Source organism: Sanyastnella coralliicola, assembly GCF_030845195.1.
GTDB lineage: Bacteria > Bacteroidota > Bacteroidia > Flavobacteriales_D > Sanyastnellaceae > Sanyastnella > Sanyastnella coralliicola.
Map to the genome: position 1 here is coordinate 2,004,193 of NZ_CP132543.1, position 26,990 is coordinate 2,031,182.

Annotated in this window: 25 protein-coding genes and 1 tRNA gene; 8 read left to right on the forward strand and 18 right to left on the reverse strand. The window is 45.3% G+C overall.

Going from position 1 to position 26,990, the window contains the following annotated elements:
* Window position 1: 1 nt before the first annotated feature.
* Both RA156_RS08415 and RA156_RS08420 read right to left on the reverse strand, forming a co-directional pair.
* Window positions 2-703 carry a hypothetical protein gene (locus RA156_RS08415; protein WP_306644138.1) on the reverse strand — a complete coding sequence of 234 codons (702 nt, stop codon included), beginning with the start codon at window positions 701-703 and terminating at the stop codon, window positions 2-4.
* A 110-nt stretch (window positions 704-813) separates the two neighbouring features.
* Window positions 814-1,821, reverse strand: coding sequence for a choice-of-anchor L domain-containing protein (locus tag RA156_RS08420; protein WP_306644139.1), 1,008 nt, complete (start codon window positions 1,819-1,821; stop codon window positions 814-816).
* Window positions 1,822-1,906: 85 nt separating this feature from the next.
* Between RA156_RS08420 and RA156_RS08425 the strand changes: the two genes are divergently transcribed.
* Window positions 1,907-2,581, forward strand: a complete 675-nt coding sequence (locus RA156_RS08425; protein ID WP_306644140.1) for a hypothetical protein — start codon at window positions 1,907-1,909, stop codon at window positions 2,579-2,581.
* Window positions 2,582-2,769: 188 nt separating this feature from the next.
* Here the strand turns inward: RA156_RS08425 and sigZ are convergent, their stop codons facing one another.
* From sigZ to RA156_RS08440, 3 genes are all read right to left on the reverse strand, one after another.
* The gene (gene sigZ / locus RA156_RS08430; RefSeq protein WP_306644141.1) at window positions 2,770-3,291 is read right to left on the reverse strand and encodes an RNA polymerase sigma factor SigZ; all 522 of its coding nucleotides are present in this window, start codon (window positions 3,289-3,291) and stop codon (window positions 2,770-2,772) included.
* 38 nt (window positions 3,292-3,329) lie between these two features.
* Entirely contained in the window at window positions 3,330-5,708 is a 2,379-nt protein-coding gene (locus RA156_RS08435) for a TonB-dependent receptor (protein ID WP_306644142.1), read from the reverse strand.
* Between the two features lie 154 nt (window positions 5,709-5,862).
* Window positions 5,863-5,950: transfer RNA gene (locus RA156_RS08440), tRNA-Ser, on the reverse strand.
* A 149-nt stretch (window positions 5,951-6,099) separates the two neighbouring features.
* Here RA156_RS08440 and RA156_RS08445 point away from each other — a divergent pair.
* The 3 genes from RA156_RS08445 (at window position 6,100) to RA156_RS08455 (ending at window position 10,527) form a co-directional block, all read left to right on the forward strand.
* Window positions 6,100-7,527, forward strand: a complete 1,428-nt coding sequence (locus RA156_RS08445; RefSeq protein ID WP_306644143.1) for a GWxTD domain-containing protein — start codon at window positions 6,100-6,102, stop codon at window positions 7,525-7,527.
* Window positions 7,493-8,566, forward strand: a complete 1,074-nt coding sequence (locus RA156_RS08450; RefSeq protein ID WP_306644144.1) for a glycosyltransferase family 2 protein — start codon at window positions 7,493-7,495, stop codon at window positions 8,564-8,566. Before RA156_RS08445 ends, RA156_RS08450 begins: the two co-directional genes overlap by 35 nt.
* A 161-nt stretch (window positions 8,567-8,727) precedes the next feature.
* A complete protein-coding gene (locus RA156_RS08455; RefSeq protein WP_306644181.1) occupies window positions 8,728-10,527 on the forward strand; it encodes a ComEC/Rec2 family competence protein in 1,800 nt (599 codons plus the stop codon).
* On the opposite strand, the gene RA156_RS08460 is transcribed toward RA156_RS08455, so the two are convergent.
* Entirely contained in the window at window positions 10,469-10,735 is a 267-nt protein-coding gene (locus RA156_RS08460) for a hypothetical protein (protein ID WP_306644145.1), read from the reverse strand. The genes RA156_RS08455 and RA156_RS08460 overlap by 59 nt on opposite strands.
* A gap of 74 nt (window positions 10,736-10,809) precedes the next feature.
* Window positions 10,810-11,187, reverse strand: coding sequence for a response regulator transcription factor (locus RA156_RS08465; protein WP_306644146.1), 378 nt, complete (start codon window positions 11,185-11,187; stop codon window positions 10,810-10,812).
* A 104-nt stretch (window positions 11,188-11,291) separates the two neighbouring features.
* On the opposite strand from RA156_RS08465, the gene RA156_RS08470 reads away from it, so the two are divergent.
* Entirely contained in the window at window positions 11,292-12,146 is an 855-nt protein-coding gene (locus RA156_RS08470; protein ID WP_306644147.1) for a hydroxymethylglutaryl-CoA lyase, read from the forward strand.
* A 415-nt stretch (window positions 12,147-12,561) separates the two neighbouring features.
* On the opposite strand, the gene RA156_RS08475 is transcribed toward RA156_RS08470, so the two are convergent.
* The 3 genes from RA156_RS08475 to RA156_RS08485 form a co-directional block, all read right to left on the reverse strand.
* Entirely contained in the window at window positions 12,562-12,861 is a 300-nt protein-coding gene (locus RA156_RS08475) for a PH domain-containing protein (protein ID WP_306644148.1), read from the reverse strand.
* 74 nt (window positions 12,862-12,935) lie between these two features.
* Window positions 12,936-13,670 carry a ZIP family metal transporter gene (locus RA156_RS08480; protein ID WP_306644149.1) on the reverse strand — a complete coding sequence of 245 codons (735 nt, stop codon included), beginning with the start codon at window positions 13,668-13,670 and terminating at the stop codon, window positions 12,936-12,938.
* Between the two features lie 26 nt (window positions 13,671-13,696).
* Entirely contained in the window at window positions 13,697-14,455 is a 759-nt protein-coding gene (locus RA156_RS08485; RefSeq protein WP_306644150.1) for a class I SAM-dependent methyltransferase, read from the reverse strand.
* A gap of 123 nt (window positions 14,456-14,578) precedes the next feature.
* On the opposite strand from RA156_RS08485, the gene RA156_RS08490 reads away from it, so the two are divergent.
* Both RA156_RS08490 and RA156_RS08495 read left to right on the forward strand, forming a co-directional pair.
* The gene (locus tag RA156_RS08490) at window positions 14,579-15,118 is read left to right on the forward strand and encodes a SiaB family protein kinase (protein WP_306644151.1); all 540 of its coding nucleotides are present in this window, start codon (window positions 14,579-14,581) and stop codon (window positions 15,116-15,118) included.
* 1 nt (window position 15,119) lies between these two features.
* Window positions 15,120-15,494, forward strand: coding sequence for a DUF1987 domain-containing protein (locus RA156_RS08495; RefSeq protein WP_306644152.1), 375 nt, complete (start codon window positions 15,120-15,122; stop codon window positions 15,492-15,494).
* A gap of 65 nt (window positions 15,495-15,559) precedes the next feature.
* Here the strand turns inward: RA156_RS08495 and RA156_RS08500 are convergent, their stop codons facing one another.
* From RA156_RS08500 to RA156_RS08515, 4 genes are all read right to left on the reverse strand, one after another.
* Complete coding sequence (locus tag RA156_RS08500; RefSeq protein WP_306644153.1) at window positions 15,560-18,670, reverse strand: ATP-binding cassette domain-containing protein; 3,111 nt, start codon at window positions 18,668-18,670, stop codon at window positions 15,560-15,562.
* A 33-nt stretch (window positions 18,671-18,703) separates the two neighbouring features.
* Window positions 18,704-19,117, reverse strand: a complete 414-nt coding sequence (locus RA156_RS08505) for a hypothetical protein (RefSeq protein WP_306644154.1) — start codon at window positions 19,115-19,117, stop codon at window positions 18,704-18,706.
* Between the two features lie 9 nt (window positions 19,118-19,126).
* Window positions 19,127-20,029: a hypothetical protein gene (locus RA156_RS08510; RefSeq protein WP_306644155.1), complete on the reverse strand. Its 903-nt coding sequence runs from the start codon at window positions 20,027-20,029 to the stop codon at window positions 19,127-19,129.
* A gap of 128 nt (window positions 20,030-20,157) precedes the next feature.
* A complete protein-coding gene (locus RA156_RS08515; protein ID WP_306644156.1) occupies window positions 20,158-21,648 on the reverse strand; it encodes a hypothetical protein in 1,491 nt (496 codons plus the stop codon).
* An 88-nt stretch (window positions 21,649-21,736) separates the two neighbouring features.
* Here RA156_RS08515 and RA156_RS08520 point away from each other — a divergent pair, with 88 nt between their 5' ends.
* Window positions 21,737-22,339, forward strand: coding sequence for a DNA-3-methyladenine glycosylase family protein (locus RA156_RS08520; RefSeq protein ID WP_306644157.1), 603 nt, complete (start codon window positions 21,737-21,739; stop codon window positions 22,337-22,339).
* A 35-nt stretch (window positions 22,340-22,374) separates the two neighbouring features.
* Here RA156_RS08520 and RA156_RS08525 read toward each other — a convergent pair whose 3' ends face one another.
* The 4 genes from RA156_RS08525 to accD form a co-directional block, all read right to left on the reverse strand.
* The gene (locus tag RA156_RS08525; RefSeq protein ID WP_306644158.1) at window positions 22,375-23,244 is read right to left on the reverse strand and encodes a sigma-70 family RNA polymerase sigma factor; all 870 of its coding nucleotides are present in this window, start codon (window positions 23,242-23,244) and stop codon (window positions 22,375-22,377) included.
* Between the two features lie 137 nt (window positions 23,245-23,381).
* Window positions 23,382-25,655 (reverse strand): polyribonucleotide nucleotidyltransferase, encoded by a 2,274-nt coding sequence (locus RA156_RS08530; RefSeq protein ID WP_306644159.1) that lies wholly within the window; start codon window positions 25,653-25,655, stop codon window positions 23,382-23,384.
* 90 nt (window positions 25,656-25,745) lie between these two features.
* Entirely contained in the window at window positions 25,746-26,015 is a 270-nt protein-coding gene (gene rpsO, locus RA156_RS08535; protein WP_306644160.1) for a 30S ribosomal protein S15, read from the reverse strand.
* An 84-nt stretch (window positions 26,016-26,099) separates the two neighbouring features.
* Window positions 26,100-26,942, reverse strand: a complete 843-nt coding sequence (gene accD, locus RA156_RS08540; RefSeq protein ID WP_306644161.1) for an acetyl-CoA carboxylase, carboxyltransferase subunit beta — start codon at window positions 26,940-26,942, stop codon at window positions 26,100-26,102.
* Window positions 26,943-26,990: the final 48 nt, after the last annotated feature.

A 26,990-nucleotide genomic window follows, 5' to 3' on the forward strand; every position in this document is an offset into this window, starting at 1 on the left:
GCTAGTGCTGAGCTAAACTCGACTCAATATTATACGATTCCACAGCCATCCATCGATAATCATCGATGGCTGCGTTGACAAAGAAGCTGCTTCCGGTTGAAATCAAACCGAGGATGAGTTGCGGACTGATGGCAAAACCACCGTCCATGGTGATGATGCTGGCGGTGACTAAACCTCCGCCTCCGTAGAGAAGACCTCTCTTAATCCATTGGTATTTTCGCATTTCCTTCAAGTGCCCCATAGCTCGGTCTGATGACTTGAGTGTTTGATTGAGATTCTGATAGGTTGGAACGAACAGCTCTCCGTCTTCCATAAGATAATCCATATTACCTCGGGCTAAATGACGACGTTCTTGACCGGTCCGCATTTCAGTTGGAAGTTCATCTTCCCCATAAACACTCATATCTACCTTCTCGAAAATTGATAGTTCACCTTTGCGAATACGCATGGCGAATGAGGCTTTTCCTGAAGAGATATCCGAAACGTTGGCAAAGACACCATGCTGATTCCGCGCTAGCGAAATATCATCCCAATTAATCTGAACACTATCTAATAAGAAATACGGGTCCTTCATGATTGGGTCAACAAAAACCAAGGACTTACCGTTTAAGGTATCGCCTTCTTCTTTGACTATGTATTGCTGGCCCAGAGAACTGATAGAGAGGCACCCAATGAGCGCCGCTAAGCTGATTAGTCGTTTCATGATGTCTCGGTTTGATTTCTCTAACGAGGAAATCGGCCCAAGAGTTTCAGCGAAACATGTCAGACATCGGACTATAAATGATTGAAAATGTGCACTTCAGCGTGAAAGGATCAGAATAGACCAAGGAACTCGAGAATATCCATGACATTCACGATTCCATCTCCATTGATGTCTCCGATACAATCGAAGCCTTGACAGCCTTGATTCTCGAGTAATTCGAGTAAGTCATTCACGTCAATATCTCCGTCGAAATCAAGGTCACCCGGGTCACCCACATTCTCGGTTGTAGAGTACGCCGAGAAAGAACCTGCTTGCAGTGCTACAATCGACTCTAATGCCGTATCTGAACCATCTCCAAGGGCCAAGCGAATGTGGTAGGTCTCTCCTACTGTTAAGCCCGTCTTGTAGGCTGTCAGCACCGTGGTATAGCCGTTCACGTAGATTCCTTCATTGTCGATATTGTCAACGTAGAATTCGCTATTGGTCTGGTCATTGATTGAACTCACCGTAATTGGAACGTTTGGATCCGTTCCAGGAACGAAAGCAATATTTTCAGCCCCATCAGGGAAACCATCAGGAGCACTATAAGGACCTGTGATACCGGGACCGCTAATAAAGAATGCGAACGCATCGTTGAATGCCGTATTTACCCACACTGGATACTCGTCTGATCCGAAGATGTAATTGAACGCCAAACTATCTCCGTAGGGAATGAAGTCGAACTCAAGTGAAACCACATCGTTAATGGCCGAAATCGAGAAATTCTGACCGATAAGTGGAGGTACAGAGTTGGCGATATCTAACAAATCAGCATCACCACTAACGCCCTCTCCGAAAGGAACCTCTCCAAAAGCGGGAGCATCATTCCCTGCATCAATGTTTTCTACGTCTGCGGTAGACATGACCAATCCACTGTCTAATCCGATGACGCCCATATCCATGAACGAACCAATTTGGATGTCTGCTCCACCGTATTCAACGTCTTCAATTAAGACTCCGCTTCCGAGCAAGAAGTCAAAGACAAGATCATTGGCTGAAACATCAGGCTCAACTGAAACTTGAGAGAAAGCTGCTACGCTGATAACACTAGCAGCAAAGAGAGAGAGTATCGGTTTCATAGCTCGTTGTATTGGAGCTTCAAGGTATGAAATTCAGACGATTGCACTGGATCAAGCTGCATGTCAAAATGGTTATCTTGAGTTCATGAAACTCAAGCTGAAGAAACCAGGAGCTTATTTCATGGAGCTCCTGATCCTTATCGCCGGTATTACCATTTCCTTCATGCTAAATGAATGGCGAACCTCACGCACAATGAGCGACGAACAAGCACGAATCATCGCTCAGCTGAAAACAGATCTTCAGCGAGACACAGCCTTGGCGCATCAGCAACTCAAATTCATGGAGCAAACGCGAGAAGCAGCTATCAGTTTATTAAAGTCAGAAGAACCGAAACCATTAGGTGATTATCGCAGCGATATTGCCATTATGGTTAACACGGTGTCGCAGCGATTTGCCTCTTCTACCTTCATTGAACTTGAGAGTACAGGAAAACTTGGTTTGATTGAAGACGATAATCTGAGAGGACGACTCATCTCTTATTACACAGCCGCTCAGCCAGCGATTTACGAGTGGCACGAGATTGATAAGTCGCAATACTTACCCATGATCACCAATTATATGAATACCTCGGTTCCATTCTCGCTGAATTACAATTTCGCTGCCTTTTCTCCAGAAGATTCGGTCAAGTTCATTCAATCGATTCAAGCTGACGAATTCAAACACATTGTTCAGTTCAATGTCATCATCAAAAGTGGTGTGGGCATGCATTGTCAAGCACTCTTGAGTGAGGCTGAAGCATTGCTCCAGGCTATCGAATAAAAAAGGGCGGAAAAACTCCCACCCTTTTTGCCTTAGCATTGGCAATTGCCACCTTGTTGATTCGGTGAACATTGGCAACAGCAGCAAGTACAACACCCGCTATCGTTACCACAACATGGATCATTTGATTTCATGAAGCTTTGTTTTAAGATTCACCCTAGTAGACGAAGGCAAATCAAAAAGACGCATTAGCAAGAACAATCCCGTGTTTTGGCGCTAACTATGTGACCATACACATCTGACTCAATCTCACAACACTCGACAAACACATCCTTTAACCGTTGACGGGCACGTTGAACTCGTGATTTCAAAGCACTGTATCCAATCCCAAGCTCTTCGGCGATAGCCTTTTGAGAGCCACCTTCTAAATTTACCCGAGAAATAAGCTTCTGATCTTCCGTCGAAAGCTGCGTTAGCAGCGGTTGAATACACGGAGAAAAATCAACGGATGACTCTTCTTCCATCCTTTCTGGAATATCCACGGTGAGTGAGGTATTCTGACGTTTAGTTCGGTAGTGATCAATGATCGCATTTCGTGTGATTTGAAACACCCATGACTCTATCCGATCGTGCTCACGCACCGTGTGCACTTTCTGATGAATCTTCATGAAAACATCTTGAAGGAGATCTTCCACCTCGTCCTGATGAACTTTGGTTCGGATAAATGCCTCAATCGGCTGTTTGAATTCTTCCCAGAGTGCTTCCGTCATGTTTTCTTTGATAGACGGCTACAATTGAAAAAGACGCATTATCGACGCACCCTTCCGGAATATGTCATGGCCTCTCCCTTTCCGAAGCTGTAGCTAAAACCTAAGGTAAAGAATGTTCCACGCTGTGAAAAGCTGTAGAGGTAGAAGTCATCGCGATCAATAACGGTCTCACGAATTCGTGTAGCGAAAAGATCTCGCACGCTTGCGTTGATGACACCTTTCCCCTTCCATAGCTTTTTACGTAAACCAAGATCAAGGCTCCAGGAAGCTGATTGCCTTCCTTGTACGGTGATTACGCTTGAGTTGTACTCTCCAGACACTTCAAAATCAACGGTCTTTTGAAGCTTCATTTTCGCCGTCAACTCGCCTTCCCACTGATCTCCATTAAAATCAAAACGCTGGTCTTGGAACTCACCCCGGCGTTGGAAGAAACCATAATTGAAATCTCCCGTCAAGGTCAGCCACTTCATTGGCTCATACTTTCCGTTCAGTTCAATCCCTGTTTTATTCTCTGTTCCGATATTCAAAGGCATCGTCACATTGACGTTGTTCTCGAAGAATGAGACGCGTTCAACTACCTCGGTGGTGTAGAGATGGTATACACTTCCGTTCAATGAAACTTTTGGAAGGAGCATGATGGCCGTCAACTCATAGGAATCAGCAAACTCAGGCTGCAGATCCGGGTTTCCTTGACGAATGTTGAAGGCATTTCTGATGTTGAAGAATGGATTCAGATCCCATAAACGCGGACGGAAAATTCTTCGAGAGTATCCTGCCTGCAATGAGAATCGCTCCGTCGCTTTCCACGATGCATGGGCCGTCGGAAAGAGATTAGTGTAGTTCTGATCGTTCGCCTCTTCGGTATCAACCAGGAAGGTATTCAGGTCAGTGTTCTCTACGCGAAGTCCGAGCTTCACACCCCAGTTTGACTTTTCATAGGCCGCTGTTCCGTATACACCGAGCACTTTCTGATTCCATTCAAAGGTGTTCGTCAATCCGCTATCTACCACCCATACTCCATCAACGAGGTCAGAAACTTTGAATTCATTTCCTACATCATTGATTTGGTATTGAAAGCCCGTTTCAAGTGTTACCAGCTCAGACACAGGATCAGTATAATCAAGCTTGAAGGTGTAATCAGACTGAAAGAAGTTCGATGCCGTTTGCTGAAATTCATCTTCAACTGCATTAGACAACGCGGTATTGGTGAATTCTGATTCAAGGTCTTTTCCGAAGAAATTACCAAGTGCACTGAATTGAAGTTTGTGTTCTTTGTCGTCTTTGAACTGCTTCTCGTACTGCACATCATAACGCCATTTCGGATTCACCGCACTTGTCACTTCTGTGCGTTCCCATGCTGGAATCGCCTCTTCCCCAATGCTGTAGAAATTGAAATCCGTTTCAGAAGGTTGATCTTCTAACTCAAGCGCGTAGTTTCCAGAAATCGTAATCGTATTGAAATCATTCAAGTAGAAGTCACTTCCAAGCAGAATATTTACAAACTGCTCGTTTCGGTACGCCACCCCATCACTCTCAATGATCGTGCTGTCGAGCCTGTTGATATTCGTGCTCTCATTAAACCTTGGAAGTGAACGATACCCACCGCCCAATTGCGTGAACAGATTGAGTTTTTTGGTGCGGTAATTCAAACTAGCTCCAATGCTATGATTGTCTGGAATACCTGTATTAACTGAGATCGAGCCGTTAATTCCGGTCTTCTCCTCCTTCTTCAGAACGATATTTAGAATTCCAGAGGTCCCACCGGCCTCATACTTCGCAGAAGGATTGGTGATCACTTCTACCTTCTCAATCATATCTGAAGTAATGGTACCTAAAGCGTTGGCGCCGTCATCTGAAAGCACAGACGGTTTACCATCAATCAGAATTTGTACACCGCCATTTCCACGCAGCGTGATATTCCCTTCAATATCAACGTTGACTGAGGGCACTTGATCTAGCACCTCTAATGCACCCGCTCCCGTGCTACTAATGTCTTTACCTACGTTAAACACGCGTTTATCGAGCTTGAATTCTACCGTCGATTTCTCGGCTGCTACTTCTGCTTCTTCTAGCGCTAGCGCGGAACGAGTGAGTCCTACTTCACCGAGATTATTCTCAGTAGCATTCAGACTTCGATTCTCTATCACCAGTGTTTCGTATCCAATGAATGAGATCTGAATCTTGATATCTTCAGCATTGACGCTAGCGCGGAATTGGCCACTTTCATCGGTACTGGTACCTCCAATGACTGAATCATCGGCCAATTGGAAGACCACTGTAGCGTAAGGAATCCCATCTCCAGAATCCGCATCGATCACTTTCCCAGTGATGATTTTGGCGTCAGATTGACCCATAACAGTGCTGATGCAGCACAGGAGTGCGCCCAGAAAAAGTCCGATTCTAATGATGTAGCTCATGCAAATTTGCTTGTCACTCCCTATTACAAAAACAAGCAGGCTTTGTTGCCTTGCTCGATAACGACGTTGTAAGTCAATGAAATGCGAAGGTAGATTCCGACTTAAAACGACACAAAAAAAGCCTTCCCGATCATGGGAAGGCTTTTTGAGCTAGTGGCGGAGAGTGAGGGATTCGAACCCCCGGTACCTCTCGGCACAACGGTTTTCAAGACCGCCGCATTCGACCACTCTGCCAACTCTCCGCGGCAAAAGTACTACTTTTTTATACTAGCATCCAAAGTTGAAGTGTGATTTTGGAGCAACATTTGCGTTGCGTAGCCTGTATGATTTGGTAATTTTATGATTCACAGATTATAGTATGTCTCTGAAACCTGTATTCTTTTTTTTCCTGATGGCCATTTGCATGCAATCAAACGCTGCCATTCGAGCCACATTTGACAACAAACAGTTCTTTGTTCCAGGAGGAGGGCTCTTACTTGAGACCCATATTTCTTTCGATGGCGCTACCCTAACTTGGGCAGCTATTGATAGCACTTCCGCAAAGGCGACCATTGAATCGACGATCATCATCTCAAAAAATGATGAAGTGGTTGATTTTCGTAAAACGGTAGTATCCTCTTCCGCGCAAGCGACAGGGAGCTACGCAGACTTCATAGACTTGCAGCGCTTCTTACTCGATCCAGGATCATATACCATCGACGTAGAGCTCACTGATGTGAACAATCCAAGTGCGCTCCCGATCACGATGAAGAAATCCGTGAACTTGTTTTTCCGAACGGATATTCCTCAGATTTCAAGCATCACTTTTGTTGAGGCCTACGCAAAAGCAACGACCACGAGTGAGTTGACAAAATCAGGGTTCGATATCCTGCCGTTAGTTTCAGACTTCTTCCCTCCTACGGCGAAGCAGTTGGTATTCTACGCTGAGGCCTATAACTCAGACAAGTACTTCACCAACGACGACAAATACCTGATCACGTATGCGTTGTGGAATGAGGGGCAGGCAGTAGAAAGCACGCGCAAGTATTTGCGCAAAGATGTCGCGACCGTAACTCCTCTTCTTGAACGCATTGACCTTGACGGACTTCCTGAGGGAGATTACCGCTTGGTGATTGAAGTGCGCACAAGAGATAATGAAGAGGTGGCTTCACAAGCGATTGGTTTCTTCAAGGCAGGGCAACCTGTCTCAAGCTTTACTGACGTTGAGAGTGATTATATGACGGAGCCTGGAATGGCCTTCAATAACCCTGACAGCATGCGTATGTATGTTGACTGCATCTACCCTATCGCTGGGAACATTGAAAGAGGTACTATCACCAACCTTGTGAAAACGGGCACAACCGACGTACAACGCGCCTACTTTGAGAACTTCTGGATGAGCTATGCTCCACAAGACCCGATGGGTGAATGGAAAAAGTACATCCGTCAAGTTTGGCATGTGAATGCAGAGTATACAACACCTGTAATGCCGGGCTACCGCACTGACCGCGGACGTGTTTGGCTGCAATACGGGAAGCCGAACACCATCGTTATGCGTCATAACGAGACGGAGGTATTCCCTTATGAAATTTGGCACTACTACAAGATTGGTCGATTCAACGACAAGCGATTCTTGTTCTACTCACGTGCCGTGTCTAATTACGATTTCGACCTTTTACATTCTGATATGCTTGGGGAAACGAAGAATGAAGATTGGCGTTCTGTCATGAGAACAAAAAATAACGATCTTCGCCCGACGGATACGCAGCTCAACTCAACCAATCAACGAGACACATACTCGTTTGATGAGCTGGAGGATCTGTTCTTCAACCCGAGATAGACGAGTGCAGAAAATAGCGGTAGCAATACTTAATTGGAACGGAAGGCATTATCTAGAGAAGTTCCTTCCTTCGGTGGTGCAACACAGCCGCGATCATGCTGAGGTCTGGATCATAGACAATGGGTCTACAGACGATTCGCTCGAATTACTTCGCACTCAATTTCCAGAGGTTAAAATTCACGAGAACAAGAAGAACTATGGCTTTGCTCAGGGTTACAACGAAGGCCTGAAGCATATTCAAGCCGATATCTATGTTCTGCTGAATAGCGACGTCGAAGTGACTGCTAATTGGATTCCGCCAGTAGTGGAATACATGGAGAGTTCAGACCTGACAGCGTGTCAACCGAAAATCCTGGATTACAATAAAAAGGAATGGTTTGAGCACGCGGGAGCAACCGGTGGATTCATCGATAAATATGGCTTCGTATTTTGCGCAGGTCGCATCTTTGATGGATTCGAGAAAGACGAAGGTCAGTACGACGAAAACAAAGAGGTCTTTTGGGCCAGCGGAGCAAGCCTGTTCATACGAGCTGAAAAATACCACCTCGTGGGCGGACTGGATGAAGACTTCTTCGCTCACATGGAGGAAATTGATCTATGCTGGCGTCTGAAGAACCGAGGCTACAAGATTGGAGCTTGCGGCAAGAGTGTAGTCTATCACGTTGGAGGTGGGACCTTAGATAAGCTAAATCCATTCAAGACCTTCTTGAATTTCAGAAACAACCTCTTCATCCTCGTTAAGAATTACCACTACGGCTCCTTATTCATGCTCATCATGAAGCGATTGGTGCTTGATGGTATAGCAGGCATGCGTTTCCTTACAGAAGGAAAACTGAGCTACACCTTAGCTGTGTTGAAAGCTCATGGTTCTTTCTACGCCCATCTTGGTGGAATGCGCAAAAAGCGAAAAGACATCCGTTCACGTATCACTGAACCGAACCGCGTTGGATGGTACGAAAGCAGCATCATTGTCGACTACTATTTCAAGAAGAAAGCCCACTTCACTGAGCTCGATCGGACTGATTTCCCACACTCATAAAGTTTAGACCGACGAGCGTAAAACGCTTGTAAAACCGAAGGTTCGAGCACATATCTTGCCTGCAAATCAGACCGAGAATGCAGGCGCCAATGCTCCTTCCAGCTTGTTCTTTCGTACTGGGAATTGTTCTCAGTAATTTTCTTGAGCGTGGCTTCTGGTGGATGTTGGTTGTTCTTTTTATCGCGTCTTTCCTGATACTGCATCGTATCGGAAGGTCAACCTCAAGAAAACAAGCACTGCGAAGTAGTACAGCCTGCGTTCTCTTTCTTTCCCTAGGTGGCGCTTCCACTTCCGTGAAACAGCACAAAACTATACCAGAAGAGGAAATAGAGACGTGCCTCGTGATTGAATCTTTCAGGCAATCAACGTCCTCTTGGCGTGCCCAAGCTCGATGTGTTTGGGACAGCGAACCGATCAGACTTCAACTTATTCATTTTAGAAATATTGACGAGGCATTGACTCCTGGCGATTCGCTTTGGGTTCGTGGGGTAATTTCGCCCTTCCCTGGCCCAGCCTACCCCCACGCCTTTGATCCCAGGGCGTTCTACCTCTCCAAAGATGTCTTAGCCCAATTGAAGGTTGACTCATTCAACGCCGTCTACCGGGCACCTATCCGTCTGCGAGCGACGTTGCAAGCATGGTTTCAGGATGAACTCATACAAGATGATCATGAAGAAGGAGCATTACTCTATGCCATGGTCACTGGCGATAAGCAATTACTCTCTTCATCTATTAAAGAGAACTTTTCAAAATCAGGCACGATGCATTTGCTCGCCGTCAGTGGACTACATATCGGACTCATTGCTGCTTTGCCTTTGTACTTTCTGAAAAGGGCACGGAAAAAGAGCGTTCGAATCATATGGATCACGATCACTTTGATCATCACATCTGTCTTCTGTTGGTTCACTGGCACCTCTCCCTCAGCGCTAAGAGCAACGGGTATGGTGGTGATTCTATGTGCTGCCTTAGGGCTGAGAAAAAAAGGGAACAGCCTAAACACCTTAGCAACAGTAGGACTCTTCATGATTGCCGCACAGCCCTCAGTAATCTTCAAGCTCGGATTTCAGCTGAGCTTCGCTGCCGTGGCTGGGATCGTACTCTGGCAAACACATTTCAGGTCATTCTTTCTCCGTTGTCGATTGCCTCGCAAGGTTGCGAGCGCATTGGGGACGAGCGTAGCTGCACAATTGAGTACGAGTGGCCTATCTATATTCTACTTCCGAATGTTTCCTGTCTACTTCTTGATAGCGAACTTCATCATGGTACCACTAGCCACTGTTACGATGTACGTGCTGTTGTTATCACTATCGATGAAGGCGCTTGGTATTCCTTCAAGTTGGATAGATCAACTCATGTATTGGCTTAGTACATGTATGATTAATGTATCTGCCTTTATCGCTGATCTGCCGGGAGCGGTGATCAATGGCATTCAATCTTCTGGATTGGAGATTGTCCTTGCGACCTTCTTTGCCATTCTCATCTTCACGATAAAAAGACGATGGATCCTCAAGGGCGCTTTGATGGCCAGTGTTCTCTTTTTGTACCTGATACGACAAGATCCTAGACCGCAAGTTTTATTCTTCGGTGGGGCTGCAAAGGGCGATATAGCACTTACGATCAATGACCATTCATATTACCTACAAACCAAATGGGGCAAAGAAACTTGGGCAACGCGTGATTGGCGTGAACTCAATGACGCCGATTGGATTGATCTTCGAAAAGACACCCTCGTGAAATCGAATGGATGCTTGTTCCATCGAGCAGACGGGGTATGTTCTGTCAATGGTCTATTTGTAGCTATTGGAAACAAAAAGATCGCATCATCACTGATAATCAGCGGAGATACGATCACTTACGAGCAAACCCGATGGTCGCTCTATGATGGTCCGTTGTTGTTGCGGCTTAACTCAAATAGATCAATTGGCGAACGTTTCTATCAACATAGGCCTCCCATTCCATAACATCGCGCAATGGCAAAATGGCGTCTACTCCATTATTGTTCTTGGAATATCTGGCTTCGACAAAGAAATTGTCAATGCTGAAGATGCAAACGATGTATTGGTTCTGGAACATGCGTTGTCCAAGACAAATACCATTGTCCCATAAATAATTCGTCTGCTCGTCGACCGGCATCTTTGTAAACTGATCGAGTGTCATTTTTGTACTCATTAGGGTTAGACTTCTCCCTCTCGTTTCCCTAAACCCCGCGAGTACTTGTACGCCCTAATGGGCAAAAGGTTCCGCTATGCTACCATCTCCCTTGATGAAAAGAATAGCTGATCCAAAATGTGCGGTAGATTGATGTATTCTTTCCGCTTGCTAATGAGCCTCGCTGCTCCTAGCGCTTCTGCCTCCATTCGTGTGACTTCATCATCGTCAGCAGTCAGGAAGACAAATGGTGTATTGATAAAACACTTCTTCATGATCTTGAGAATATCAAATCCTGCGAGACCTTGAAGTTGTGTATCTGACAACACCAGGTCAAACCTTGGTCGATTCAGACGGTCAAGCGCGTCTTTTCCTTCGGAAGTAACTTCCACTTCGTAACCGTAGTTTTTCAGAAACTTCTCAGTGAGGTTTGCTGTAACCGGATCGGAATCGATAACAAGGATAGTTTTCATAATTGTTCTAAATCTCTGCACCAAAACTATCTTTGCTTTGTCGAACGGAGTGTAGGAGGCCTCTCTTCACACGATGTAAGACAAATCCTACATTCATAATCCCTATGGAAATCAAGCTCATAGAATGCCCTCGTGACGCCATGCAAGGAATGAAAGACTTCGTTCCTACAGCGACCAAGGCAGCTTACATTAATAGCCTACTCAAGGTGGGCTTTGACACCATTGACTTTGGGAGCTTCGTCTCGCCTAAGGCGATTCCACAACTAAGAGACACAGCTGAAGTACTGGCGGCTTTGGATTTGAGTCATACGGAATCAAAGTTGCTAGCCATCGTTGCTAACAAGCGAGGAGCTGTTGATGCATGTGAGTTTGAGGAAATCGATTACCTAGGCTTCCCCTTCTCCATCTCAGAGACCTTTCAGCAACGAAATACAAACTCTTCCATCGAAGAATCACTGTCACGTGTTGAGGAAATTCAAGAGCTATGTACAAAGCACGGCAAAAAGGCTGTGATCTACATCTCAATGGCTTTTGGGAATCCATACGGTGAGCATTGGCATCCAGACATAGCCATTCAATGGAGTGAGCGTTTGCACAAAGATTTAGAGATCGACATTATCGCGCTCAGTGATACCATCGGTGTTTCTGCACCAGAGAATATCACCCCGATGTTCCAATCCGTCATTAAGGAACTGCCTGGAGTAGAGTTTGGCGCGCATTTGCATACGACTCCTACAACGTGGGAAGAGAAAGTTGAATCTGCTTATGACGCAGGATGTCGAAGATTCGACGGTGCTATCAAAGGCTTTGGTGGTTGTCCGATGGCGAAAGACGAGCTCACAGGGAACATGCCAACGGAACGAATGGTGGAATGGTTTGGCACAAAAAAAATCCCTACCAGGGTGGATAGAGATCTATTTGAGTTAGCCATGAACCAATCAGCCAGTGTATTTGGCTAATTAGTTCAGGCAATGATTAAATACTTCAAATCCGAATTTCTTTCGATATAGTTGGATCGACTCGAACTTTCGTACGTTGATCCTAATTCTGCAGCGTTTCACTTTTTCTAAAGTTTGGTCAGTAATCGTTATAACCAAATCTTACGGAAACAGCTATCAGAGGTTACAATATCAATTCAGGTAGTGAGCGAATACGAGAATTCTTTTCGAGGTTTTCTTCTTGATGAAGATGAACTCGACTTTCTCGTTCACCAGTTTTGTACTAAAAGTCTTCATAGTAATCAGATAAGCAATTTGGTACTGCACTATTAACTAACATCAAGCCAAAACGTAAATAACTGTAGGACAGTGACTTACAAAATTGATGTTTTCTCAATTCGGTTCAATAACGGAACTCTATTCCCATTGCGGGATATTATTTCGTTCCGAGACGAGTTGCTTTTAGAAGAGCTTCTTGCCAGCTCTTGCGATCATCTACCACAAAGTGTGTTAGTTCACCGCTTCTCAAGAATAAGGTCAAACCGTTGGGAATAATGGAGAGCGACTTAAAGTAATCGACCTTATCGATATCATCAAGTGATATACAGATTGGCTTTTCGACTTCATCTCCCCCCTTGAACTCAAAGCACAGCTCTTTTTTAGTCAACGTGAGTTGTCCTGCTCGTGCAATAAATCCATCCATACAGCTTGCGCCTTCTTGTCTTAAGACCTCCACAGCTCCGAATCGTTTGTTTAAAAATACTACAATTCAGTGGAGAATTTCCCGAAAGCGCTGAAGATTTTTTCGACCTACAAGGTCAATGCAGCGATCAACATCCCTAGAATTACGACAGTTAGCTTCTGGATATTGAAGCGGTGTCCGTTGGAGGTTTCGAAGAGAATTGTGGTCGAAATATGGAATAGGATTCCGATCAACATTGCACTCAAACTCACCATCACGACGTTCGCATCAAATGCGTCCGCGTGAATCAGTCGGTCGCTCAGATACATTCCTACAACTGGCATCAGAGCGAACACTGCGAGGTAAATCCATCGCATGGTGGCCGAGATACCTGAACTCAATAACATCCCTGCCAAGACGAGCGAAACGGGAAGTTTATGGATCAACAAGCCAATCAGCAGTGAATCTCCATCTAGGTGCATGTGTACATGACCATGGTCATGGTCGTGCAGTCCTCCCGCCAGTGGCATGGCCTCAATGAGTGCATGCAAACAGAGACTAACAAAAATCATGAGCGGAAAGCCTTTTGAAACGGCATGTTCATGATAATGTCCGTGTTCTACACCCTGGCTCAGGTACTCTAAGAGCACTTGAAGCATAAAGCCTCCCAAAACAAACCAGCCCGCCGTGCGAACGGTAAAGGAATCATCGAAAGTTGCTCCAAAGACCTCAGGGACGAGATGCAAAAAGATCAACCCGATAAGGTAAGCGCCGCCAAAAGCCAGCATCAAGTTCAAATGCTTGAGCAGTTTCTTTCCGGTGAGCTGAATAACCAGGCCACCAACGAAAACCACTGCTAGCATTAACAATGTGTATTTAACGAACTCCGTCATTTCCGTGCAATCATAATCAAACGATTCGAATCTGCGCTATGTTCTTCTAAAGCATATGAACCATAGACAGCCTGAATCTCAAATCCCTCTCCTTCTAGTAAGCCTCGCATTTGCTCTGCATCTATCGCCTGAACACGCTCTTGGTAGTGGTAGTCCTTTCCTTTGTCAGAGAACTCGATGTCCTTCAGAATATGACCGCCGTGGATTCTTCTTCTAATATGGAAACTCACCCCTCCGACTTCTTTTACCTCTTGTTCAACTAAGGTTGCGCGCACATAGTCAAGGTTCAAGAAATCGATCACGAAGATGCCATTCCCGGTCAAGTGCTTCTTTACTTGGGCAATCACTCGTTGATTCTCCGATTCATCATCGAAGTATCCGAAGCTCGTAAACAGATTGGTTACGATATTAAAATTCCGCGCTAGCGAGAAAGAACGCATATCAGCAACCTCAAAGGCGATGGAAGGAGATGACATTTCCTTGGCTTCTTTGATACTGTCTTCAGCAAGATCAACCCCCATGACATTCATACCGAGCTCGTACATAGCACGAGCATGACGCCCCTTACCGCATGCCAAATCGAGAACGCTTAGCTCACTTAAAGCCTGCGCTTCAAAATACTCTTGGTGAATATGTCTCATCAATTGCTGCACAAAAGAAGCCGCCTCTTCATCGCTACGATTCCCGTATAGGAGGTGGTAGTAAGGAGAGTTAAACCACTCAAAAAACCAATCTTGTAGGTGTTCTTCTGACATGAGGTCGGGAAAGGTCTTACGTGTTCTGACTGGCGAAATTATGAATTGCCAATAACTTTGTAGCACCAGACTATTTGATACTACCACTGTTGATCCGATGCGTTCATCATAAACCCTATGAACGTGAAGAAATCAGGAGAAATATTTCAAGAGTTCAGTCGCTTCAGCGACGATAGCGTAATGCTTGCTTTCCGTGGGGAAGTATCAGGAACTCTGCTCGATTCACTGCTAGAGATTGCTGAAAAGCGATTACATCATCTAGGGTGTGAAAAGCCAACGCGTAAGAAAGCCTTCAACATTCTTGTGGAATGCTTACAGAATCTGTTCGTCCATGGAAATGAAGACTCGCCAGAAGAAGAATCTTCTGGGGTAATTATTATGATGGCCTCTGATGACGGTATCAGTATCGCTACCGGAAATAGTATTGATAAGAACGCTGCTGAGATGCTGAAAAGCAGACTAGAACGACTTGAAGCATTGCCGAAGGAGCTGATTCGAGAAGAATACAAAGAACAGCTTGTTAATGGAAAGTTCAGTAATGTAGGTGGAGCAGGCCTCGGTTTTCTCGATATTGCGCGTAAATCGGGAAGGCAGATGGAGTATCAGTTCTCTCCGATTGATGATGAGCGTTTATTCTTTACTTTCAACGTAAAAGTATCCTGAGATGGAAGATATCAAGATCGAAGGCACACCGAAAACACCATCGGTTGACTTCAAAGCCGGAGATGGCACACTCGAGATCAAAGGAAGATCTATTCCAGAAAACTCAATTGAGTTCTACAAACCTTTGATGGACTGGATCGAGCATTATGCCAAGACTCCTCAGGACAAGTCTACTGTCAATATTCAATTAGAGTACTTCAATACAAGTAGCTCTAAGTGTATTCTTGACCTGTTTAAGAAACTAGAAGCGATCAACAACGAGATCGTAATCAACTGGTACTATGAAGAGGATGATGAAGATATGCTCGAGGCCGGTGAAGATTACGATGCGATCATTAATATTCCTTTCAAGATGATCGAAGTAGAAGAGATCTAACACACCTTGTGATCATGTAAAAATTCGCAGAAGACCACCTGAATAGGTGGTTTTTTGTTGCCCGATTATTTTGATCGCAGACCCGCGATCTTTTGGCCTAGCACGCCAAAGAAATGTCCTAAAGATTCTACGAAGAATCGCAGTCCGTCAAACCATAGCATGACAGCTAGGATGAAGGTCATTCCCCAGATCACAATCAAGTTGCCACTAAATGTGGTGATTTGAGTTCCGAAGAAGCTCTTCGACGGTGCATAGAAATGAGCCCCAAAGAATCCTTTGTGATGTGGAACGAGATAGATAGGATCTGTCTTTTGAACAATCTCCTCATTGTAGGTAACCAAACGTTTCACATCGTTCGCATTGGTCACAAACTCTTCTAGCTGATCGTTGTGATGATCATTCATCATCGCAAACATCGCGTCCCTCTTCTCTGTCGTTGAGGTCAAGTTGTTATTCAATTTGTCTTTCGAACGGGTGTTCAAACGACAATTAGCACGATAGTATTCATTCAATCGGTCAATCTCCACCAGCATACTATCAAGGTCGGCTACTGACGGCTTTCCACTCTCTAGTGCAGCGAAGTAGTCAAACTCAAAGCCTTTGACATCAACGATCTCTTTGGAGAACTCATTGTAAAGGATTCTTAGGTTCACGTCTAGATTCGTCGCGTCCTTCTCCCCTTGCAACTGCTTGCGCACATCAGAAACGATGGAGCGCATTTCCTTTACCCAGAAATCTCGTTTCCAGCCATAGGTCTTGATCTTGGTATCAAAAGCGTAGAACTGATCGTCATAGGCGTTGTTCTTGTACTGATACACCGTCATCGCCTCATAAGCCCAACGCGAGGCCATAATGTTTCCAATCCATGGCACTCCAGATTGCGATGCAAATGCTGGGTACAGCTTATCAAACTTCACAATCACTCCACTGAAGAGCAGTTGAGGAATAATCAAGATTGGAATGATGATGTAGATTACCTTCGCACTGTTGAAACTTGCGGAGATATTCAATCCGAGAATATTCGCGAAACAGCTTGTACTGAACAGAATTGCCCAGAACGCGAGGTACATTCCTTTGATCTCGAGTACCGTATTCCCGACCAAAATGAACATCAAGGTCTGAATGGCTGAGATCACGAACATCACGCCGATTTTAGCCATTAAATAGCTACCTCGACTCAGGTTCAAGAACTTCTCGCGCTTAAGTATTTTCTGATCTCGAATAATCTCTTCGGCACTTACCGTGAGTCCTAAGAATAGCGCCACAATAACACTAATGAATAGGAATTGCGGTATGTTTTCGCTCTCGCGGAATAGGTAGCTCGCCTCTTCAGAACGATCGCTTTGATAGAACTTCAAGAAGAAACTCAACAACAAAGCAAGCATCGGGGCTTCAAGCATGTTGATCAGCATGTACTGCTTGTTGCTCAACTTGCTCAAAACGTCACGCTTCAGGAATACACCTAGCTGTCTGATCAAGCCCGGAATTCTGAAGGCGGTATCCGGAGCTTCAAATGATTCCTTCTTCGTCCTCAAGTGATTCCCAATAATCACATTGAAGAAGTTGTTCCACTCTCGTGGCGTGATCTTTCGGTGCTCGGTTAGATTACCGTATTCATCAACGACCTTCGATTCAATGATATTAAAGAGCTGTTCCGGATTTACGTTACCACAAACCGGACATTCACTTTCGTTCAAGTTGACATGGTTCACCAGGCGTTTGAAGTAAATAATACTCTCAACTGGGTTACCATAATAGATTGGGTATCCACCCTGATCTAGCAAGAACAGCTTGTCGAACATCTTGAAAATGTCAGACGAAGGTTGGTGGATGACCACGAAGATGAGCTTACCTCTCAAGGTCAACTCTTTCAAGAGGTCCATGATATTCTCGCTATCGCGGGAAGAAAGACCACTGGTTGGCTCATCAACGAATAAGACACTTGGCTCACGAATAAGCTCTAGTGCAATATTCAATCGTTTGCGCTGTCCTCCGGAAATCGTCTTATCCAGTGGAGAACCTACTTTTAGTTCTCGTGCTTCGTAAAGCCCAAGTTGCTGTAGAGTCTGATCCACCAAAGCTGAAATCTCATCGTCGGTTTTATCAGCGAAACAAAGTTTGGCATTGTAAAAGAGGTTTTGGAACACCGAGAGCTCCTCAATCAAGAGGTCATCTTGGGCTACATAACCAATCACTCCTTCCAACTGATCTCCGGAATGGTGAATGTCGATCCCGTTAATGGTTACTTGGCCGTAGGTTGGCGTGTAGTTTCCATTCATCACATTGAGCAAGGTCGATTTACCAGACCCAGATCCTCCCATAATTCCAATGAGGGATCCGTTCTCTTCAATGATGTTCAGTTGGTGCAGGGCTTGTTTATTCCCCCGCTTGAAGTAGTATGAAACGTTCTCAACACGGAAAACAATCTTCGAACTATCCGATGTATCCATGAAACGATGGATAACGTCGCTGTAGTAGATCGGAGAAATCTTAGAACCTCTGACCGAAGCTCCTTGGTTGAAAACGTGGCTATTTCCAGCACTTAAGACCTGTCCGTTCAAAAGGAGGTCGTCAGTACCGAAATAGCGAAGGAAGAACATGTTCTCTTTTTCCAGGCGGAAGAAGATCAACATTCCATTCAAAGCCGATGACTGGATGGAACGGGCATGTTCCATTTCCACTTCGACCTTAGGTACGATATAGAGGAAGTTTTCGAGGTCTTTGGTTTCACCTTCTTCGAGGCTAATCAGTTCTCGAATTCCACCATATACTTCTTTGTCAATGTTGAAGGTATCGGCAACAGTATGAATGAATTCCCACTCTTGTTCTGTAGTGTCTTCAAACGCTACAATGAATTCCATCAACCGGATCAGTACGAAGTACTTCTCCTTCTGTGCTAATTCTTCATTAATACGAGTACAGATACGAAGCACCTTCACTGAGCTTACTGCCAATCGTTTCTGGCTACGTTCTTTCTTGCCAGATTTACGAGTGTTCAGCTCTTCAATGAAGCTGTCATACATATCAAGATAGCGGTTCACCAACTCCTTATTCAGCTGCTGCCGAAGGAATATAGCGACGATATCTCGTCCGCTTTTTTGCGTTTTATCGCTACCGCTTTCACGGGCGATTATGGCAAAAAGCTGCATTAAGGCACGGAGAATCCCTGCGCTCATCTAATTGTACTCGGTGATTAAAATTGTTCTTGCTTACTGCTTAAAGCCAATCAGAAGCACAGCGCAACCGCTGTCTTGACGGTTTAAGTCTAGCTGTGATTCGATGGTGCAGTGCATGGTATTCTCCACCACAAAATCCCAGTAAGGCGCATTGCTGTAGTCAGCGTTCGTAAACAGAAGATTCTTCTGCTCATCGTAGATGCGGAAAATGAGGTTTCCCTCTTGTTCTCCACTACATGCTGCAATGCGATATGTATTTCCTCCGAAGAAGGTTGTTTCAAATTCGGCTACCTGATCATTGTACAATAGTGCACGGTAGATCTGCCCGTCTGAGATGTAGGCACTTTCGAGGTAGTTTGCACAGTCATCAGCGATCGTCTCGCACTGTGCATTCGCTACATTCGCCGCCAAAAGGGCGAAAGCAAGGATGGATAGTAACTTTTTCATGATCACTGATTATTGAATAATGAATGCTCTGATTTCTCCAACTTGAGTTTTAATCGCCTCGAGCTGTTCATCTGTCATTTGAATATTAGACTTGCTGTTCAAGTATGTCACGCGCTCCGTAGCATCAGTAATCGGCTTAACGTATTCGTAGTCGCGATTCAAGGCCTTGAACTCAGATGCCAATGCGGCTAGCTTAGATGCCAATTCCAAGGTTTGAGCGTCTTCGCTCTTTCCAAGTAGACTCACAAGGCTGCGTGCTGCATTCCCTTGCTCTCCAATACGAACGCGAAGCTCTTGGATATTCGCAGCTGGATCTAGAGACAAGTGAAGGGCCTCTACCCATCCACCTGCTAAGATTAGCGCGGCGAGTTCGTCGTCCTTATTGTCTTTCAAGTAACGGTCAGCCGTTTGGAACAGCGCTGCGTTCAAGTTGTACAATGAGTCTTGATTGTCAATATTGCTTGCAAATCGATCGATCAGCTGTTGGTCAATCGCGTTACGCACGTTCAAGTCAGTAGCTAAGTCTTCTACCACCTTGAAATAATCGAGCTTTAGCTGCGCATTATTGAAATTAGATAAGTACGCTAGATCAGCGCCATACACTCCCATATTCAGGGCCTTCTGGAACTGATTCAAATACTTTTCAGTGTTTGCGGTTGAATTGAGAAGCTCCTCAGAATAAGGAATCTCGTTCTTTTTCAGCAGCATCGCAGTTTGCACAGGCGAAGGCAATGAGAAGATCTCACTGTCTAGCTTGAGCAGCGACGAAGTGACGGCGTTGTCGTTCGCCTCATCAACTGACACCTCTTGTTGTTCTTGTTCTGAATCCTGCGTCTTTTCATCAGCACAGGCTGTCAGCAACAGAAGTCCAATTCCGGTCCCAGCGAGCAATCGATAGGTTATACGTTTCATAGAGTGGATGTTTTCCCGGTTTCCGATACGTTCACGGTTCACCAAAGGTTACCAGAAAAGTACCGAAAAAATGAAAGTCTCCACGCGTAGGAATTCAAGACCTTGTTAACACCTTGATCTTAACAGACTTATTGCTGTTCGTAGCAGCCTTTCGTTCCTGGAAGAAAGCGGAAGTTATTACCCAAATCAAAATTCTCGGTCAGCGTAGGTCCGAGTGGCAATCCGCCAGTCCATAAGCTACCTCCTTGATTTAGTAAGGTAAAATCGAAATTCAGCACATCTGTGAATGGAGGCGTATTTCCATTGACCATGCCGTTGTATCGATCGCTGTCTGCTACGCTTGACTCAGAGTCAACGCCACAGAACTCAAATCGATAGTCCTGCATTTCATCATCCTGCATATCGACGATGAACTCGCTGAAATCAGATAAGGCAGCGTTGTTACCATACATGATACAGTTATGGAACCAGGTATCGGATATGGTTCGGGTCTGAATGTTCTGATTGATGTCTACGTAGTAGTTGTTGAGGACGAAAGCAGGCGTTTGACGCGTTCCGTCTGTCCAGTAATTGGCGAATGTTGAATAAGCAAACTGGTAACGTCCACCAATAGTGAAAGCAGCGCAGTTTTGTCCGCAATTGGCTACCAGGTTATTTACCCCTGAAATGTGCGCTCCCTGGGCGAGAATACCAATAACTCCCATATTCTGGATCTTGGTATTGCGCATGACCAGTGCATCTGCTGTGGCGCTTCCTACGGTGTCTACTTGAACTCCGATGTTACCATTCTTGATAATGGCCCAGTCGATCTCACAGTCTACGGTCTCAAATAACCATATCCCGCCACGAGCTACTGTCGCCTGCTCAATTCCCAGGTCTGTTTCGAACTCGAACTCAAGCTCGATTCCCCATTGGCCTGGCAATCCTTGATATTCCTGCTCTAAACGGTCCCCTTGGAAACAAACTTCGTTTCCAAATTGACCATTGACATCCAATGTTCCTTTATTCACAAAGATTCCAGAGCCGGCGTGACAATGGACTTGTGTTCCTTCATTAATCGTGAGGCTACAGCCTTCGTCAACCGCTACAATTCCATAAACGATGTGCGGCAAATCGGCATTCCAAACTTCATTGCATGGGAGTACCGTAATCTGATCTAAGGAACCATGGTAGTATGCGTTCTGTCCCCAGGCCACTAGCTCTACAAATTGTTCGTTCCCATTGAGTTCAAATCGCACTCGGTCTTCCACGATGAATGGTAGATTGAGAGCGTTCGGGTCAATGGTGACCTCCACGAACATCCACAAACTATCACCCGAAGCGATTTCCACGTTAGTGAATTCATCAGCAGCAATACCATCAACATTGATTCTGTATTGCGAAGACGTCCCTCCTTCCAACTCAATATTGGAAATTTGTACTGGGTTATCATTTGTGTTGTAAATCCTTACCAACTCAGTGATAGAGCCTATGGTAGTGAATACCGTATCAAACAAGACTGTGTCTTGTGAAAAGCTCAAAGTGGCATTGGGATCGGTAGTGAAATTATCTTTTCGGCATGACCAAAAAGCGGTAGCGATCACAGTCAGAAAGAAAACGACAAGTGTTCCGGTTCTCATAAGTTGCTGGCAAAGATGCGAAGATTCTACATTCGAACGCTGAATTGTCTTTCTTAGCGTACAAATGCATTTCTAATTTCTTTCCGACATGGAAATCTCATCGATCAAAAACCATCTAAAATCCGCAGATAGCAAGCTTGCCAGCATCATTCATGACGATGAATTGTCATGGCCGATTTACAGTAGCCCGTTCGAATCATTGAGTAAAGCTATTGTCGGACAACAGCTTTCGGTAAAGGCTGCTGATACGATCTATAAGCGCTTCAGTGAACTCTTAGAACTTCAGCTAACGCCGGAATCCCTAGACAAAGTGACAGACGACGAACTGAGAGGCATTGGCCTAAGCCGCCAGAAAACGAGTTACATGCGCGATTTGGCTCGCTATTTCTCTGATCCGGCAAAGAATGACCCAAGTTTATGGAACGGTTCAGATGAAGAAATCATCAAAGAACTCACGTCCATCAAAGGACTCGGCGTATGGACGGTTCAGATGTTCTTGATGTTTGATTTGCGTAGACTCGACATCCTTCCACTCGATGACCTGGGCATTAAAATGGGCATGTGCAAGCTGTACGATCTGGACCCTAAAGAACGTGGAGTCAAGAAGAAGCTTGAAGTCGTAGCTGAGCCTTGGCGTCCTTATCGAAGTGTAGCCTGTAGATACATCTGGCGCTATCAGAACAACTCATAAAAGAAAAAGTCCCGCAGTTGCGGGACTTTTTAATCTTATCCGAGGTAAGATTTCAGGATCTTACTTCTCGATGTATGCTTTAATCGTCTGATCGCTTTCTCTTTTATCTGACGTACGCGTTCACGTGTCAGGTCAAAACGTTCTCCGATCTCTTCAAGAGTCATCGGGTGTTCACCATTCAAACCAAAGTAAAGGCGAATTACATCTGCCTCACGAGTGGTTAGTGTACGTAGTGAACGTTCGATCTCCTTACGAAGTGATTCATTCATCAAGTCTGTATCTGGTGATGGCGTATCTCCTGTTTGAAGAACGTCATACATCGTACTTGAAGAATCGTCTCCGTCTTTCAATGGCGCATCCATCGATACGTGGCGTCCTGCATTCTTCAATGACTGCTTCACTTCGTCTAGTGTCATTTCAAGAACTTCCGCTAGCTCAGCCGCGGTTGGAGGACGTTCGTACTCTTGTTCGAGTTTCGCGAACGCTTTATTGATTTTGTTGATCGAACCGATCTTGTTCAATGGAAGACGTACAATACGAGACTGCTCAGCTAGTGCTTGCAGAATCGACTGACGGATCCACCAAACTGCATACGAAATGAATTTGAAACCTCGGGTTTCATCAAAACGTTGAGCGGCCTTAATAAGGCCAAGGTTACCTTCATTGATCAGGTCAGGAAGCGAAAGCCCCTGATTCTGATATTGCTTTGAAACAGATACTACGAACCTCAAGTTTGCTTTTGTAAGCTTTTCAAGGGCGAGCTGATCTCCCTGCTTGATGCGGCGCGCTAGCTCCACTTCTTCCTCAGCAGTGATAAGGTCTACCCTTCCGATTTCCTGCAAATACTTATCTAGAGAGGCCGTCTCTCTGTTCGTAACCTGCTTGGTTATTTTTAACTGTCTCATTGCCTTTCCTTGATGGGGCTATCCCAAACAGCCCCTTTATATAACGCAAAATGCCGTAATGGCTTCCGTTAAAACATCAAAAATGATGCAAGAATTGAAGGAATGCCAAGTTGGCACTCCTTCAAGACCCAGATTTATTATTCAGAACCTTTAGACTCTTCGCGACGATTGTTGTCACGACGATCTCCGCGATCTCCACGATCACGACGATCTCCACGGTCACGTCCTCCGCGTCCACGGCGGTCTCCACGATCTCCACGGTCTTCACGCTCTACGTAGCCTTCTGGCTTCGGAAGCAAGACTTTACGAGAAAGCTTCACCTTGTTTGTCTTCGGGTCGCGTCCAGTTACTTTGAACTTCACAACGTCACCTTGCTTGATGACATCTTCCACATTTTGGACACGGTGCCACTCCAATTCCGATACGTGGAGTAGTCCGTCTTGACCAGGAACGATCTCTACGAACGCTCCGTACGGCATGATTGACTTCACTACACCTTCGTATACTTCACCGATTTCGATGGTTGGAGGGAATACGATAGTCTTAATTCGAGTGATGGCTGCAGTAATCGCATCAAGGTTGCTCGCAGATACTTCCACAATTCCTTTTCCATCTCTTTCGTCGATAGAAATCGTTGTTTCTGTCTCAGCTTGAATCTCTTGAATGATCTTACCACCAGGGCCGATTACAGCACCGATCATATCCGTAGGAATTTCGAATGCTTCGATACGTGGAGCGTGCGGCTTGTAATCCTCACGTGGCTCACTCATCGTCTTCAACATCTCACCTAGGATGTGAGCACGTCCTTCTTTCGCTTGAATCAAGGCCTCAGTCAACACTTTCATTGAAAGTCCTGCGATCTTGATATCCATCTGACATGCAGTAATACCCTTCGCTGTACCTGTTACTTTGAAGTCCATATCTCCAAGGTGATCTTCATCTCCTAGGATATCGCTCAAGACAGCGTACTTATCTGAATCCTTATCAGTGATCAATCCCATCGCGATTCCAGATACTGGAGCCTTGATCGGCACACCACCATCCATCAACGCCAATGTTCCTGCACAAACAGTTGCCATAGAAGACGAACCGTTTGATTCAAGAATCTCAGAAACGAGACGGATTGTGTAAGGACATTCTTCTGTTTCAGGTAGGATTGGCTTCAATGCACGAAGTGCAAGGTTACCGTGTCCTACTTCACGACGGCTTGTTCCACGCAACGGACGCTCCTCTCCTGTAGAGAATGGAGGGAAGTTGTAGTGAAGCAAAAATTTGTCGCTACGCTGCTGAAGCGCTCCGTCGATCGTTTGTTCGTCGAGCTTAGTACCCAATGTCAATGTAGTCAAAGACTGGGTCTCACCACGCGTAAACAATGCAGATCCGTGAGGAGCTGGTAGGTAGTCAACTTCTGACCAGATAGGACGAACCTCGTTCGTTGCGCGACCGTCAAGACGACGTCCTTCGTCTAGTACTAGACGACGAATGGCATCTTTCTGTGCAGCTTTAATGTACCCGCTCAACATTCCCTTCACTTCTTCAAGCTCTTCTTCAGAGAATGTTGCGATGTATTCTTCTTTGATTGCTCCGAACGCTTCAGCGCGCTCTTCTTTTGAAGAACCCTGCTTCGCAGCGTCGTAGAATTTCTGGTAAAGGTCACCGTGAACTCGTGTACGAAGTGCGTCATCGTGCACTTCGTGTGAGTACTCGCGCTTAGGGTAAGCTTTTCCAACTGCTTCAGCAAGCTCTTTCTGAGCCTGGCAGTGAACCTTGATTGCAGCATGTGCCGCTTCAATAGCTTCTACCATCTCTTCTTCGCTTACTTCTAGCATCTCTCCTTCTACCATGACAATGCTGTCATCAGAACCAGCTACCATCAAATCGATGTCAGCGTTTTCAAGTTCTGAACGTAGAGGGTTGATCACCATTTTACCGTCGATACGAGCAACACGAACTTCTGAGATTGGTCCGTTGAACGGAATATCAGAAATCGAGATTGCTGCAGAGGCAGCCAGACCTGCAAGGCAGTCAGGCATGATGTCTTCTTCTGAGCTCATTACCTGGATCATCACCTGTGTTCCAGCGTGGTAATCGTCAGGGAAGGTAGGGCGTAGCGCTCGGTCAACGAGACGCATTACAAGAACTTCGTCATCAGAAGGACGAGCTTCTCGTTTGAAGAAACCGCCTGGGAATCGTCCGGCAGCGGCATACTTTTCACGGTAATCAACCGTCAACGGAAGGAAGTCTACTCCATCCGCTGCTTGGTGATTTGATACCGCAGTTGCTAGGAGCATCGTGTCTCCTTGGCGTACAACCACTGAACCGTGGGCCTGCTTTGCTAGCTTCCCAGTCTCGATGGTGATAGCTTTTCCATCACCAAGATCAATGGTTTTTGTGTGTAACGTGTAATTCATCTAAGGTGTACGTGTAAACATGCGAAGAGGAGCAATGGATTTCCTTTGCCCCCCTTCACAATAATTCTATATCGTCTTAATCTTCTTCAATTACTTACGCAGACCTAGCTCCTTAATAATTGCACGGTATCGCTCGATATCGTTATCCTTTAGGTAATTAAGTAGCTTACGACGCTTTCCTACTAGGTTGATGAGCGATCGCTGCGTGTTGTAGTCTTTTTTGTTTTGTTTGAGGTGACCTGTTAGGTGTGCGATGCGGTATGTGAACAACGCAATCTGTCCCTCTGCTGAGCCGGTATCATTTTCTGATTTTCCGTGCTTCTTAAAGATTTCTCTTTTCTTTTCTTGACTTAGGTACATTCCAATATCGTATTAGATAATTATTATGTAACCGCTTTTAAACGGAAGTGCAAAGGTAATCTTTTCTTTTTGAAAAGTGATTCCTTATGACAACATTTTAAAGATGAGTGCTAGCTTGTCTTTCAAGTCTTTGCGCTCCACGATCAAATCGAGGAAGCCATGCTCAAGAACAAACTCTGAACGCTGGAAGCCTTCAGGAAGATCTTTTCCAATCGTTTCCTTTACTACACGCGGACCAGCGAAGCCGATCAACGCCTTTGGTTCAGCGATATTCAAATCTCCTAGCATCGCGAAACTTGCCGTGACCCCACCAGTTGTTGGATCCGTCAAGAAGCTGATGTATGGCAACCCAGCATTTGATAGCTGAGTCAGCTTTGCAGAAGTCTTCGCCATTTGCATTAGCGAGAAACCTGCTTCCATCATTCGTGCTCCACCTGACTTTGAGATACAGATGAAAGGACATTTGTTCTTAATAGCGTAGTCGATTGCACGAGCGATCTTCTCTCCTACTACAGATCCCATCGAACCTCCGATGAAACGGAAATCCATCGCAGCGATCACCACTTTTTCTCCATGAATAGTACCAGAGGCACAACGAATCGCATCACGCAGTCCCGTTTTCTCCATGGAGCTTTTGACACGGTCAGTGTACTTCTTAGTATCTACGAATTCGAGTGGGTCACCACTTGTTAGGTTCACAGCCAATTCTCTGAATTTGCCCTCATCGAATAGTAGCGCGAAGTATTCTCCGGCTCCAATTCGTTCGTGATGCTGACATGACGGACATACCCAGTAATTCTGTGCATGCTCCAGAGAGGTGAGTACGTGATTGCACTCCGGACACTTATACCAGTTCCCTTCTGGGATCTCTCTTTTCTCTTGCGAAGGTGTGGTAATACCTTCTTTGATTCTCTTAAACCAACCCATTTAGTATGATTTGGAAGCTGCAAATATAGCAAAGCAATGTTCGCTCTA